Origin of the sequence: Planococcus versutus (genome assembly GCF_001186155.3) — a bacterium.
Classification (GTDB): Bacteria; Bacillota; Bacilli; order Bacillales_A; family Planococcaceae; genus Planococcus; species Planococcus versutus.
The window spans coordinates 63402-77342 of the sequence record NZ_CP016540.2; the positions used below are offsets into that span (position 1 = coordinate 63402).

Sequence of the window (13941 nt, forward strand, 5' to 3'; positions counted from 1 at the left end):
TTGAACGTTAGATGGAAACGCTTCTCACTTGGGAAGCGTTTTTTATTTTATTCGTACAAAAAAGCAGCGCCCTTAAAGGACACTGCTTAACGTAGTACTTATGATGGCGGCAGAGGGGATCGAACCCCCGACCTCACGGGTATGAACCGTACGCTCTAGCCAGCTGAGCTACGCCGCCTTGTTTAAACGAACATTTAATATCATACTATTGATGGTTACGTCTGTCAATTACAAGTTGAAATAAGTTTTATTTTTTTCAAGCAAATACAAAGATAGATATAAGTAGGTGAAAATGAAGAGATGGCAAGCTTCGAAGTATCAATGATGCGATATGTGAATAAGCATAACTTACTAAAAGTTGGAGACAAAGTTCTCGTGGGTTGTTCAGGTGGAATTGATTCCATGGCTTTGCTTTACTTTTTAAATTCAAAAAAAGGTGAATTGGGTATCTCTGTTGTAGCAGTCCACGTCAATCATATGTTACGAGGCAAAGAATCTCACGAAGACCGGTTGTTTACTGAACACCAAGCGGCTCAATGGGGCATTGAGTGCTATAGTCGTGAAATTCCAATTCCCAAGATTTTTGCTAAGCAAGGGGGGAACAAACAACAACTGTGCCGAACTGAACGCTATGCTTACTTTCTTGAAGTTATGAAATATACCAGTGCTACGAAATTTGCAACAGCACATCACGCAGACGATCAGCTCGAAACGATTTTGATGTCAGCGGTAAGAGGAAGTTTGCAAGATGGCTCGTTTGGTATGCTGGCAAGTCGTTCATTTGGTACTGGGTATTTGATTCGTCCGCAATTAGCAGTAGGTAAAGAACAAATCGTATCCTATGCAAAACAACAAAACATTCCGTATCGAGAAGACTCAAGTAATGCAGAGGCTGCTTATACACGAAACAGGCTACGTCAGCGAGTTTTACCTTTCTTAAAAGCTGAAAGCCGTGAAGTGTCTAAACATTTTGTTGAGTTGGCTGAAGACATGCAACAAGATCAACAACTTCTACAAGAATTGGCTAGAGAAAAAGTGCAACAAATGATAGAAATGAAAGAAGAAGAAATTATTTTGTCTGCTAAAAGTTTCAGAGTTGAACCACGTGCTTTACAAAAAAGAATGGTTCTACTACTATTAAACTATCTATATAATCCGAAGCAGGTTCCTTTAACGAGACAGTTGGTCGAACAAGTGCAGGAAATGATGCAAAGTTCGTCGGGGACTGTTTTTTTACATTTACCGCAAAGTTATATAGCTATTCGCCAATACGATGTTGTTATTTTTAGATGCCAATCGTTAACACAAACATCTACACTTGCACCTATCACCATCGCAACAGATTGGACGTCTTTTTATAATGGTCGACGTTATAAAGTGGTGCCGACTGACCAATTAGTTCATGTCGACAAAGCAGTCAATTGGTATTTTCAAGCACCGGAAAATGCATCTTTTTGTATGCGAAGCAGAAAATCTGGAGATCGAATTCAATTAGCAGGAATGAAACAGCCAAAAAAATTGACACGATTGATGATTGATGAAAAAATTCCTATGCCTATGAGAGAAAGTTGGCCTGTTATTACCACGGACAAGAACGAACTTTTATTGGTTCCAGGTCTACGACCATCCGCGCTCGTTAGCCAGCAAAAGCGCGATAGAGACAATTGGGTATTAGTTGAACAATTTTTATAGCGTGTAAAACAAGGAATACTAGGAGGTTCACCATGTTACAAAACGATATTAAAGACATATTGATTAGTGAAGAACAGTTACAGGACAAAGCGCGTGAGCTTGGGGCAATGTTGACAGAAGACTATAAAGACAAATACCCATTGGCTATTGGTGTATTAAAAGGTGCAATGCCCTTTATGGGAGATTTGATGAAGCGAATCGATGGTTTTGTTGAAATGGATTTCATGGATGTTTCGAGCTACGGTAACGCAACTGTATCGTCTGGAGAAGTGAAAATCGTCAAAGATTTAAATGCTAGTGTTGAAGGACGCGATCTATTGATCATTGAAGATATTATTGATAGTGGAAAAACACTTAGTTATTTAGTTGACTTGTTCAAGTACCGTAAAGCAAAATCAATCAAAATCGTTACATTATTGGATAAACCAACAGGACGAAAAGTAGATTTAAAAGCAGACTATGTTGGTTTCGAAGTGCCTGATGCCTTTGTTGTGGGATACGGATTGGATTACGCGGAAAGATACCGGAATTTACCGTATATCGGGATTCTTAAGCCGGAAATTTACAGCGAACAAGAGGAATAGACAACGATCGTTCACAGTCTGTCGATTTCACAGCGAGAATAAGGGCTTTTCGTTGTATGCTTAAATGTTACTATGGTAGTATTTAGTTTAGTTTTAGGGAAACTTTATGAGGAGGCGCGGGATGAATCGGATATTTCGATACACCATATTTTATTTACTGATTTTCCTAGTTATTATCGGGATTCTGGGTACCTTTAACAATAGCAACCAGCCGACTGAAAATATAGGATATAACGAATTTTTGGCAGCACTGGAAGATGGAAAGATTGAAGAAGTAACAATTCAGCCAGATGCAATGGTTTATGAAGTGACAGGGAAAATGACTGGATACAAAGAAGGTCAATCCTTTGTAACGAATATTCCGTTAGAAAACGAAGCATTAACTGCTGAAATTGATGCAGTGGCAAAAGCACAAGATGGTGTTGAAATTGAATATTTGAAAGCTCCACAAACAAGTGGATGGGTTTCATTTTTCACAGGGATCATTCCATTCATTATCATTTTTATCCTCTTCTTCTTTCTACTTAGCCAATCACAAGGTGGCGGAGGCGGCGGCCGTGTGATGAACTTTGGTAAAAGTAAAGCGAAGTTATATGATGATGAAAAACAAAAAGTTCGCTTTAACGATGTAGCTGGAGCGGATGAAGAAAAACAAGAACTGATCGAAGTTGTTGATTTCTTGAAAGATCCAAGCAGATTCGCTGCAATTGGCGCTCGTATTCCAAAAGGGATTTTGCTAGTTGGACCTCCGGGTACTGGTAAAACCTTGTTAGCTCGTGCTGTAGCTGGAGAAGCGGGTGTGCCTTTCTTCTCTATCAGTGGTTCAGATTTCGTCGAGATGTTTGTCGGTGTCGGAGCTTCACGAGTTCGCGATTTGTTTGAAAATGCTAAGAAAAACGCACCTTGTATCATTTTCATCGATGAAATCGACGCAGTCGGACGCCAACGTGGTGCCGGTCTTGGTGGTGGACACGATGAACGTGAACAAACATTGAACCAACTATTAGTTGAAATGGATGGCTTTGGTGTAAACGAAGGCGTTATCATTATTGCCGCAACAAACCGTCCAGATATTCTGGATCCGGCTTTGCTTCGTCCAGGACGTTTTGACCGTCAGATTACTGTAGGTCGTCCGGATGTTAAAGGTCGCGAAGAAGTTCTGAAAGTTCATGCGCGCAATAAACCACTCGATGAAAACGTTGATTTGAAAGCAATCGCTCAGCGTACTCCTGGATTTTCGGGTGCTGACTTAGAAAACTTACTAAACGAAGCTGCACTTGTTGCAGCTCGTCGCAGTAAACTGAAAATCGATATGTCCGATCTTGACGAAGCGTCTGACCGTGTTATTGCAGGTCCTGCTAAGAAAAATCGCGTCATTTCGAAAAAAGAACGCAACATCGTGGCGTTCCACGAAGCAGGTCACACAGTTATTGGCTTAACGCTTGATGATGCTGAAACAGTTCACAAAGTAACAATCGTTCCTCGCGGACAAGCTGGCGGTTATGCGGTCATGCTACCAAAAGAAGATCGTTACTTTATGACGAAACCAGAATTGCTTGATAAGATTGCCGGTTTACTGGGTGGACGTGTGTCTGAAGATATCATGTTCGGCGAAGTATCAACGGGTGCTCATAATGATTTCCAACGTGCAACAGCTATTGCTCGTAGCATGGTAACGGAATACGGAATGAGTGATAAAATCGGTCCTGTCCAATTCGGTACAGCACAAGGCGGTAACGTATTCTTAGGACGCGACTTTAATTCTGAACAAAGCTATTCGGATGCTATCGCCTTTGAAATTGATCAAGAAATGCAACGTATCATTAAAGAACAATATATTCGCACAAAAGAAATTTTGACTGAGAAGAAAGAACTTCTTGAATTGATTGCGACTACATTGCTTGAAGTGGAAACTCTAGATGCAGGTCAAATCCTTCATTTGAAAGAACATGGTACACTTCCTGAACGTGATTACGAAACATTAAATGGTGATTTCGGAGATGAAAGCAAACCTGATTTGAAAAAAGACAGTGACGTTTCAGAAGCGGTTGGTGCACCATCCGATCCTTCATCAGGAGACTTGCCGTCAGAACAACCTCAAACAGATTATGTCGGAGATTCGATTGAAGAAAAACGTAAATAATGTAAAATAAAAAAGCTGGTTGCTTATCCTCTTTCAAAGGAGGAAAGCGGTCAGCTTTTTGCTTTCTTCAAATTTGTGGTATGATATTTTGGAAAAACGTCAATAAGTGAGGTCGAATTATGATATTAGTATTGGATGCTGGAAATACGAGCATAGTCCTTGGTGTCTACGATCAGGACCAATTAATGTACCATTGGCGCATGGAAACGCTTCGTCATAAAACGGAAGATGAGTACGGGATGCAAATCAAAGCGTTTCTTCAAGACGTCGAGTTAGGTTTTGCGTCAATAAATGGAATTATCCTGTCTTCTGTTGTGCCACCCATTATTTCCACCCTTGAGCGAATGTGCGAAAAGTATTTTCAGGAAAAGCCGATGATTGTGGGACCGGGTGTTAAAACAGGGTTAAATATTAAATACGATAACCCGCGTGAAGTAGGTGCAGATCGAATTGTCAATGCCGTTGCAGCTATTCATGAATACAACAGTCCGTTAATTGTCGTAGACTTTGGCACAGCCAATACCTTTTGTTATATTAATGAAAAACAACAATACATGGGTGGAGCTATTGCACCAGGCATCAATATTTCAACAGAAGCGCTTTACGCGCGTGCAGCTAAATTGCCTCGTATTGAACTCACGACGCCAGAACAGGTAGTTGGAAAGAACACGATTTCGGCTATGCAAGCTGGCATTGTTTACGGATATGTCGGTCAAGTAGAAGGAATTGTAGCAAGAATGAAAAAAACAAGTAAAGAACAGCCGACGGTTATTGCAACTGGAGGATTGTCTTCTTTAATTGCTAGCGAAACTACGATTATTGACCATGTAGATCCTTTGTTAACATTAAAAGGACTGCATTTAATTTATAAACGCAATCAAGCGTAAAGAAAGGGACGATAGATGTGTCAGATTATTTAGTTCGTGGCCTTGGGTTTAATGGAAGTGTCCGGGCATTTGCAGTAGATAGCACGAAGACAGTAGGAGAAGCGCAACGTCGTCATATGATGTGGCCGACAGCTTCGGCAGCTTTAGGACGAGCAATGACAGGTGGCGTTATGCTCGGAGCGATGCTAAAGGGTGAAGATAAAGTAACCATTAAGTTTGAAGGCGGCGGACCAGTTGGCGTTTTGTTAGTAGACAGCAATGCAAAAGGTGGCGTTCGTGGGTATGTTTCGAATCCTCAAACCCACTTTGAGTTAAACCAACAAGGGAAATTAGATGTCCGTCGTGCCGTGGGTACGACGGGGATGATGTCAGTTGTAAAAGACTTAGGTATGCGTGATAATTTTACAGGGCAAACACCAATTGTCTCAGGAGAAATCGCAGAAGATTTCACATATTACTTTGCTACGTCTGAGCAAGTACCTTCGTCAGTTGGACTAGGTGTCTTAGTAGACACAGACAACTCAATTTTGGCAGCGGGCGGATTTATCATTCAATTAATGCCAAACATTGATGATGAAACCATTACACAAATTGAAGAACATCTTGCGGGTATTGAGCCTGTCTCGCACATGATTCAACGCGGATTATCACCAGAACAGATTCTTGAAGCAGTACTTGGAGAAGGAAATGTCCAAATTCTTGATAAAATGCCGGTGAATTTTGAATGTAATTGTTCTAAAGATCGTTTTGCTACAGCGATTTTAGGACTTGGAAAAAAAGAAATTCAAGACATGATCGACGAAGACGGGATGGCAGAAGCGCAATGTCATTTTTGCTTAGAGACATATCATTATTCTAAAGAGGAATTAGAGTCCTTTATCAATGAGCTCCAGTTATAATAATCGGCGACCTGTGCCATCGGCAGGTACAGAAAAGCCTAAAAGACATTTAAAGACGAAACCGGTGTTGGTTATCATTGGGGCATTAATAGTAGTTAATCTGTTGTGGTTTGTTGCTTGGTTGATACCAAATGATGCAGGCAAAGCAGAAAAAGTGGCTTCTGTTAGTGGAGAGGCAATTACACGAGAAGAGTGGCTTGCTACTATGGAAGAGCAGCATGGCCGCGAAGCTTTACTTGAGCTAGTCAATGAAAAAGTTATGGCGACAGCAGCTAAAGACTATGAAATCACAGTAAGCGATAACGAAATCGATTTAGAGTTGGCGCTGTTACGCTCGTCACGTGATGGCACAGAATCAGTATTATATGCAGCTGATGAGACGCGTCAACGCGAAAGAGTAAAAGCGCAATTAATATTGGAAAAAGTATTAACAAAAGATATAGTCATTGAAGAAAATGAAATTAAAGCGTTTTATGATGATAACGAGTCACTTTACGATGTTAAAGATTCGTACCGTACGCATATAATAGTCTTGAATTCCTCAGCAGAAGCAGAAGAAACTATTGAAGAACTTGAAAAAGGTTCTTCCTTTGAAGCGACAGCTCGCGAACGTTCAATCGATAATGCTACAGGAAATCTGGGCGGGGACATCGGTTACATTACCAATGGTGAACCGGGTGTAGATGCTAATATTGCAAAAGCGGTTACAAAAGTAGAGGTCGGCGGGTGGTCTTCGCCATTGCCACTAGAGAACGGTAAAACAGCTGTTATTTCTGTAACAGAAAAAATAAATGGCCAGACATTTTCGTATAAAGATGTAGCTGGACATATCAGTCGGGAGCTAGCACTTGAACAATTACCGCAATCCGTCACGCCTGAAGCATTTTGGCAAGAGTTTGATGCGGAATGGTTTTATGGAGAATAAGAAGATGAAGACGTTTCATGGCGAAGCGTCTTTTTTTCATGAGTTCGCGCTATTTGACAAACTACTTGCCATATTGATAACATTAACTCTATTAAAGTCGACAAATTTACTAGGGATTAGGAGTGTTGAGAAATGGCGCGTATAGGAAATTCAATAACTGAATTGATCGGGCAAACACCAATTGTAAAGCTAAATCGGTTAACAGGTTCTGAAGATGCAGACGTGTATTTGAAATTGGAATACTTTAACCCAGGCAGCAGTGTCAAAGACAGAATTGCACTTGCTATGATTGAAGCGGCCGAAAAGTCTGGAGATTTAAAAGAAGGCGATACGATTATTGAACCAACAAGTGGCAACACAGGAATTGGTTTAGCGATGATTGCAGCAGCAAAAGGCTATAAATCTGTTTTAGTAATGCCGGAGACGATGAGTATGGAGCGACGTACTTTGCTACGTGCTTACGGAGCAGAATTGATTTTGACGCCAGGTCCAGATGGTATGAATGGTCCAAACGGTGCGATTAAAACAGCTGAAAAAAATGCAACTGAAAATGGATGGTACATGCCACAACAGTTTAATAACGAAGCAAACCCAGAGGTGCATCGTTTGACAACTGGCCCAGAGATAATCGAAACAATGGGCGATCAATTAGATGCATTTATTTCAGGTATTGGTACAGGGGGAACTATCACAGGCGCTGGTCAAGCCCTCAAAGAAAAATATCCTGAAATCAGCATAGTGGCAGTAGAGCCTACTGATTCAGCAGTTTTATCAGGTGGCAAGCCAGGACCTCATAAAATCCAAGGAATTGGAGCGGGATTTGTACCTGAAGTATTAGATACTAAAATTTATGACGAGATCATTCAAGTAACCAATGATCAATCTTATGAGACAGCACGACGTGCAGCACGCGAAGAAGGCATTCTTGGAGGGGTATCTTCAGGTGCAGCCATTTATGCAGCACTTCAAGTTGCGAAACGGTTAGGTAAAGGCAAGAAAGTGCTAGCGATCCTTCCTTCTAACGGAGAACGCTACTTAAGTACACCTCTTTATCAATTTGATGAATCCAATTGAATGATTAAAAAGAGCAGGTATTTTTCCTGCTCTTTTTTTATGGAAACAAATAGTTCAAATAAGGTAAGATGAAGGCACACTTTAATTTGTGAAAAGTCATTACATATTTGAATGTTAGGTGGTGAAAATCTATGCAAATTGATTTTAAAACTAAAACGCTTGTTATGGGCATATTAAACGTCACACCGGATTCTTTTTCTGATGGAGGCAAATACAGTGGCTTGGAACAAGCACTGATTCATGCCGGTCAAATGATTGCAGACGGTGTCGACATCATTGACGTAGGTGGCGAATCCACGCGACCAGGTCATGTGCAAATCTCAGACGAAGAAGAAATTGAGCGGATCGTGCCTGTGATCAAGGCAATACGACAACAGTTTGAGATTTTGATTTCTGTTGATACCTACAAGTCTCTTGTTGCTGAAGCGGCAATTGCTGCAGGTGCTCATATTATTAATGACATTTGGGGAGTTAAATACGACCCAGAGATTGCAAAAGTTGCTGCTAAATGGGATGTGCCTATTATTTTAATGCATAATCGTAACAATGTATCCTATTCAAATTTCCAAGAAGATGTGATTCAAGATCTTACCGAAAGTATAGAGTTCGCTCTTTCTGCTGGTGTTCCAAAACGAAACATTTGGCTCGACCCAGGAATTGGATTCGTGAAGTCAGTAGAACAAAACCTTCAAGCAATCAGGTTGATTGAGCGAATGGTCGAATGGGGCTATCCGGTACTTCTCGGTAGTTCTAGAAAATCATTTATTGGTAAAATTTTAAATACCAAAGTAGACGGACGGTTAGAAGGTTCTCTTGCAACAGTTTGCTACGGTATTACAAAAGGCTGTCATATTGTACGCGTTCATGATGTGAAAGAAACAGTTCGCGCAGTACGTATGCTTGATGCATTAACGGGGAAACATCCATATAAGGAGGAGAAATAATGGATTTTATTCATGTAAACGATATGGAATTCTATGGTTATCATGGCGTATTTCCAGAAGAAACCAAACTGGGTCAGCGGTTTCGCTTAACCGTTTCCTTGGCAGTAAATTTACAACAAGCCGGAAAAACAGATGCGCTTGAGCATACGGTACATTACGGAGAAGTTTACGAAGCTTGCCGTTCGATTGTTGAAGGCGAACCGAAAAAATTAGTAGAAGCTGTAGCAGAAAGTGTAGCAAGTCACATTCTTGCTGACTTTCCGCTAGTGCAAGGCATACGTGTACAACTAATCAAACCAGACCCACCGATTCCAGGTCATTATAAATCTGTAGCCATTGACATAACGCGAGGGAAATTCATATGAACCAAAGTTATTTATCGCTTGGTTCTAATATGGGCAATCGTTTCGAGATGCTAAAACAAGCCGTCGCGAAACTCGCTGTATTTCCAACTATTAAAGTTACTCGTATTTCTTCTCTTTACGAAACAGACCCAGTGGGATATATAGAGCAAGAGCCTTTTCTTAACATGGTCGTCCAGCTGGAAACGGAGTTAACGGCATTAGACTTACTGGATGTTTGTCAGGAGATCGAACAAAGTTTAAATCGAGAGCGACTTATTCGATGGGGACCAAGAACAATTGATCTTGATATTTTATTGTACAACCAAGAGAACTTGAAAAACGATAGGTTGATAGTTCCACATCCGCGAATGTGTGAACGAGCTTTTGTACTCGTGCCTTTAGTTGAAATAAATCCGGAATTTAAAGTGGATACTTACTTTGAACGTGATGGCGTTCGTTTATGGAAATCCTATGACGATATGAAAGCATTTTTACAAGACATGCAAAATGAGTCTTAACATAGTTTCTATCCTGAAAATTGATAGAACACGAAGCTGCCATAAATTTGTGGCAGCTTTTTTATGTAGTATGGTAAGAAATTGTGTACAATAGAGAAATACATGAATGAGATTTAGTGTTAAACAGATAAAGGAGTGTCGAGCATGTCAGAAGAATTAAACGATCAACTAGTAGTTAGGCGTCAAAAGATGCAGGCTTTTCGAGATAACGGAATGGATCCATTTGGTGGTCGTTTCGAACGGACTCATTTATCTCAAGAAATAATTGAGCAATACGGAGAGCTTTCTAAAGAAAAATTAGAAGAAACGCCATATGAAGTAATTATTGCTGGACGAGTGATGACAAAGCGCGGGAAAGGGAAGGCGGGCTTTGCACACATTCAAGATTTAAAAGGGCAAATTCAAATATATGTTCGTAAAGATGCTATTGGCGACGAGGCTTACGAAATTTACAATACAGTTGACCTAGGAGATATCTTAGGGATTAAAGGGGTTGTGTTTAAAACGAACGTAGGAGAACTGTCCATTAAAGTAAAAGAAGTGGAGTTTCTTACTAAAGCACTGCGTCCGTTACCTGAAAAATTCCACGGCTTAAAAGATGTTGAGCAACGTTACCGTCAACGCTATTTAGACTTGCTGACAAGTGAAGGCAGTAAAGAAACATTTATTCTGCGTAGTCGTATTATCCAATCAATGCGTCGTTACTTGGACAATGCAGGTTTCTTAGAAGTTGAGACGCCAATGCTTCACTCAATTGCAGGAGGAGCAGCTGCAAAACCATTTATTACACATCACAATGCACTAGACATGGAATTATATATCCGTATTGCAATCGAACTTCACTTGAAGCGTTTAATTGTTGGAGGACTAGAAAAAGTTTATGAAATTGGTCGTGTTTTTCGTAACGAAGGAATCTCAACTCGCCACAACCCAGAATTTACGATGCTGGAGCTTTATGAAGCATATGCAGATTATAACGACATCATGGCGCTTACGGAAAATTTAGTGGCTCATATTGCGCAAGAAGTGCTTGGAACTACGACAGTTCAATACGGTGAAGACCAAATTGACTTAGCTGTAGGTTGGAAAAGATTACACATGGCTGATGCTGTTAAAGAATATACAGGCGTAGACTTTTGGGAACAGATGACTAAAGAAGAAGCCCAAGCTTTAGCGAAAGAACATCATGTTGAAATTAGACCTACAATGGAAGTAGGTCATATCTTAAACGAATTTTTCGAGCAAAAAGTAGAAGAACAATTAGTTCAACCAACTTTTGTTTACGGACATCCGGTTGAAATTTCACCTTTAGCTAAGAAGAATCCAGAAGATGACCGTTTTACGGATCGCTTTGAATTGTTTATTGTACGTCGTGAACATGCCAATGCGTTTACAGAGTTAAATGATCCTATTGATCAACGTCAGCGTTTTGAAGCACAATTGATTGAGAAGTCAGAAGGAAACGACGAAGCGCATGAAATGGATGAGGACTTTATTGAGGCTCTTGAATACGGATTACCTCCGACGGGTGGATTAGGAATTGGTATTGATCGATTGATTATGTTATTAACTAATTCTTCATCTATAAGAGATGTTTTATTATTCCCACAAATGCGTCCGAAAGAATAGATAAATGAAGAGCAATGCCGATTTAAAGATCTTTGATCTTTAAATCGGTTTTTTATAAAAATACTTGTGTTGAAAAAGGAAGGGTGTTATAATATTTCTTGTCGCGTTTTTCATAATAAAAAATAAAGAATAAAAAAGTTGTTGACTTCTATAAAAGAAGTTGGTAGTATTGAAAAGTCGCCATTACATAAAGCGATGAGTAATTTGAACCTTGAAAACTGAACAGCAAAACGTCAACGAAAGACGTCACGAGCACCTCGGTGCGAGAACGGCTTTTGCGCAGGTTGCCTTTGGCAAACAGAGCAAAGTTGTTTTTCATCTCGGTGGGCGTGACGGAAATTTACTGATCAGCATTTTGTAGATCAAGCCATCTTCGGATGGTGCCAGCAACAACTAGAGCAGTCAAATGTTCTCTATAATGGAGAGTTTGATCCTGGCTCAGGACGAACGCTGGCGGCGTGCCTAATACATGCAAGTCGAGCGGAACCATTGGAGCTTGCTCCTTTGGTTTAGCGGCGGACGGGTGAGTAACACGTGGGCAACCTGCCCTGCAGATCGGGATAACTCCGGGAAACCGGTGCTAATACCGAATAGTTTGCGGCCTCTCCTGAGGCTGCACGGAAAGACGGTCTCGGCTGTCACTGCAGGATGGGCCCGCGGCGCATTAGCTAGTTGGTGGGGTAATGGCCTACCAAGGCAACGATGCGTAGCCGACCTGAGAGGGTGATCGGCCACACTGGGACTGAGACACGGCCCAGACTCCTACGGGAGGCAGCAGTAGGGAATCTTCCGCAATGGACGAAAGTCTGACGGAGCAACGCCGCGTGAGTGACGAAGGTTTTCGGATCGTAAAACTCTGTTGTGAGGGAAGAACAAGTGCCAAGTAACTACTGGCACCTTGACGGTACCTCACCAGAAAGCCACGGCTAACTACGTGCCAGCAGCCGCGGTAATACGTAGGTGGCAAGCGTTGTCCGGAATTATTGGGCGTAAAGCGCGCGCAGGCGGTTCTTTAAGTCTGATGTGAAAGCCCACGGCTCAACCGTGGAGGGTCATTGGAAACTGGAGAACTTGAGTACAGAAGAGGAAAGTGGAATTCCATGTGTAGCGGTGAAATGCGTAGAGATGTGGAGGAACACCAGTGGCGAAGGCGACTTTCTGGTCTGTAACTGACGCTGAGGCGCGAAAGCGTGGGGAGCAAACAGGATTAGATACCCTGGTAGTCCACGCCGTAAACGATGAGTGCTAAGTGTTAGGGGGTTTCCGCCCCTTAGTGCTGCAGCTAACGCATTAAGCACTCCGCCTGGGGAGTACGGCCGCAAGGCTGAAACTCAAAGGAATTGACGGGGGCCCGCACAAGCGGTGGAGCATGTGGTTTAATTCGAAGCAACGCGAAGAACCTTACCAGGTCTTGACATCCCACTGCCCGGTGTAGAGATACACTTTTCCCTTCGGGGACAGTGGTGACAGGTGGTGCATGGTTGTCGTCAGCTCGTGTCGTGAGATGTTGGGTTAAGTCCCGCAACGAGCGCAACCCTTGATCTTAGTTGCCAGCATTCAGTTGGGCACTCTAAGGTGACTGCCGGTGACAAACCGGAGGAAGGTGGGGATGACGTCAAATCATCATGCCCCTTATGACCTGGGCTACACACGTGCTACAATGGACGGTACAAAGGGTTGCCAACCCGCGAGGGGGAGCTAATCCCAGAAAACCGTTCTCAGTTCGGATTGTAGGCTGCAACTCGCCTGCATGAAGCCGGAATCGCTAGTAATCGTGGATCAGCATGCCACGGTGAATACGTTCCCGGGCCTTGTACACACCGCCCGTCACACCACGAGAGTTTGTAACACCCGAAGTCGGTGAGGTAACCCTTGTGGAGCCAGCCGCCGAAGGTGGGACGGATGATTGGGGTGAAGTCGTAACAAGGTAGCCGTATCGGAAGGTGCGGCTGGATCACCTCCTTTCTAAGGATAAATTCGGAACCGGGCGCCCTAGGCGCTCCGGGGTTGACGTTTTGCGTTCAGTTTTGAAGGTTCATCTTCAATGGCAACATTGAACTGATCTTCTTTTATCATTAAAACAATTATACTCAAGAGGGCCTATAGCTCAGCTGGTTAGAGCGCACGCCTGATAAGCGTGAGGTCGATGGTTCGAGTCCATTTAGGCCCACCATTCTTCTTGGGGCCTTAGCTCAGCTGGGAGAGCGCCTGCCTTGCACGCAGGAGGTCAGCGGTTCGATCCCGCTAGGCTCCACCAATCATTTTATAGTGAAATGATGAAACTTGTTCTTTGAAAACTGGA

11 protein-coding genes, 3 tRNA genes and 1 rRNA gene are annotated in these 13941 nt (G+C 42.2%); 14 read left to right on the forward strand and 1 reads right to left on the reverse strand.

Features of this window, described 5'->3' with window-relative positions:
* Positions 1–104: 104 nt before the first annotated feature.
* Positions 105–178: transfer RNA gene (locus I858_RS00285), tRNA-Met, on the reverse strand.
* Between the two features lie 122 nt (positions 179–300).
* On the opposite strand from I858_RS00285, the gene tilS reads away from it, so the two are divergent.
* From tilS to I858_RS00355, 14 genes are all read left to right on the forward strand, one after another.
* Entirely contained in the window at positions 301–1692 is a 1392-nt protein-coding gene (tilS, locus tag I858_RS00290; RefSeq protein WP_049695114.1) for a tRNA lysidine(34) synthetase TilS, read from the forward strand.
* 32 nt (positions 1693–1724) lie between these two features.
* Entirely contained in the window at positions 1725–2276 is a 552-nt protein-coding gene (hpt, locus tag I858_RS00295) for a hypoxanthine phosphoribosyltransferase (protein ID WP_049695115.1), read from the forward strand.
* 121 nt (positions 2277–2397) lie between these two features.
* Positions 2398–4419 carry an ATP-dependent zinc metalloprotease FtsH gene (gene ftsH / locus I858_RS00300; RefSeq protein WP_049695116.1) on the forward strand — a complete coding sequence of 674 codons (2022 nt, stop codon included), beginning with the start codon at positions 2398–2400 and terminating at the stop codon, positions 4417–4419.
* Positions 4420–4538: 119 nt separating this feature from the next.
* A complete protein-coding gene (locus I858_RS00305; RefSeq protein WP_049695117.1) occupies positions 4539–5306 on the forward strand; it encodes a type III pantothenate kinase in 768 nt (255 codons plus the stop codon).
* 17 nt (positions 5307–5323) lie between these two features.
* Positions 5324–6205: an Hsp33 family molecular chaperone HslO gene (gene hslO, locus I858_RS00310; protein WP_049695118.1), complete on the forward strand. Its 882-nt coding sequence runs from the start codon at positions 5324–5326 to the stop codon at positions 6203–6205.
* Positions 6189–7130 (forward strand): peptidyl-prolyl cis-trans isomerase, encoded by a 942-nt coding sequence (locus tag I858_RS00315; protein WP_049695119.1) that lies wholly within the window; start codon positions 6189–6191, stop codon positions 7128–7130. Before hslO ends, I858_RS00315 begins: the two co-directional genes overlap by 17 nt.
* 132 nt (positions 7131–7262) lie before the next feature.
* Entirely contained in the window at positions 7263–8204 is a 942-nt protein-coding gene (gene cysK, locus I858_RS00320; RefSeq protein WP_049695120.1) for a cysteine synthase A, read from the forward strand.
* A 131-nt stretch (positions 8205–8335) separates the two neighbouring features.
* On the forward strand, positions 8336–9148 hold the full coding sequence (gene folP, locus I858_RS00325) for a dihydropteroate synthase (protein ID WP_049695121.1): 813 nt from the start codon (positions 8336–8338) through the stop codon (positions 9146–9148).
* Positions 9148–9513 (forward strand): dihydroneopterin aldolase, encoded by a 366-nt coding sequence (gene folB / locus I858_RS00330; protein WP_049695122.1) that lies wholly within the window; start codon positions 9148–9150, stop codon positions 9511–9513. Before folP ends, folB begins: the two co-directional genes overlap by 1 nt.
* Positions 9510–10010 (forward strand): 2-amino-4-hydroxy-6-hydroxymethyldihydropteridine diphosphokinase, encoded by a 501-nt coding sequence (gene folK, locus I858_RS00335; RefSeq protein WP_049695123.1) that lies wholly within the window; start codon positions 9510–9512, stop codon positions 10008–10010. Before folB ends, folK begins: the two co-directional genes overlap by 4 nt.
* 144 nt (positions 10011–10154) lie before the next feature.
* Positions 10155–11639, forward strand: a complete 1485-nt coding sequence (gene lysS, locus I858_RS00340; protein ID WP_049695124.1) for a lysine--tRNA ligase — start codon at positions 10155–10157, stop codon at positions 11637–11639.
* 415 nt (positions 11640–12054) lie between these two features.
* Positions 12055–13604 (forward strand): 16S ribosomal RNA (locus tag I858_RS00345).
* 131 nt (positions 13605–13735) lie between these two features.
* Positions 13736–13812, forward strand: a tRNA-Ile gene (locus I858_RS00350).
* Positions 13813–13820: 8 nt separating this feature from the next.
* A tRNA-Ala gene (locus tag I858_RS00355) sits at positions 13821–13896 on the forward strand.
* The last annotated feature ends 45 nt before the right edge of the window (positions 13897–13941 follow it).

Excerpts from the sequence above, each read along its gene's own strand:
- tilS (WP_049695114.1), top strand. The coding sequence starts at position 301 with ATGGCAAGCTTCGAAGTATCAATGATGCGATATGTGAATAAGCATAAC.
- folB (WP_049695122.1), top strand. The coding sequence starts at position 9,148 with ATGGATTTTATTCATGTAAACGATATGGAATTCTATGGTTATCATGGC.
- cysK (WP_049695120.1), top strand. The coding sequence starts at position 7,263 with ATGGCGCGTATAGGAAATTCAATAACTGAATTGATCGGGCAAACACCA.
- I858_RS00305 (WP_049695117.1), top strand. The coding sequence starts at position 4,539 with ATGATATTAGTATTGGATGCTGGAAATACGAGCATAGTCCTTGGTGTC.
- I858_RS00315 (WP_049695119.1), top strand. The coding sequence starts at position 6,189 with ATGAGCTCCAGTTATAATAATCGGCGACCTGTGCCATCGGCAGGTACA.
- folP (WP_049695121.1), top strand. The coding sequence starts at position 8,336 with ATGCAAATTGATTTTAAAACTAAAACGCTTGTTATGGGCATATTAAAC.
- ftsH (WP_049695116.1), top strand. The coding sequence starts at position 2,398 with ATGAATCGGATATTTCGATACACCATATTTTATTTACTGATTTTCCTA.
- lysS (WP_049695124.1), top strand. The coding sequence starts at position 10,155 with ATGTCAGAAGAATTAAACGATCAACTAGTAGTTAGGCGTCAAAAGATG.
- hpt (WP_049695115.1), top strand. The coding sequence starts at position 1,725 with ATGTTACAAAACGATATTAAAGACATATTGATTAGTGAAGAACAGTTA.
- folK (WP_049695123.1), top strand. The coding sequence starts at position 9,510 with ATGAACCAAAGTTATTTATCGCTTGGTTCTAATATGGGCAATCGTTTC.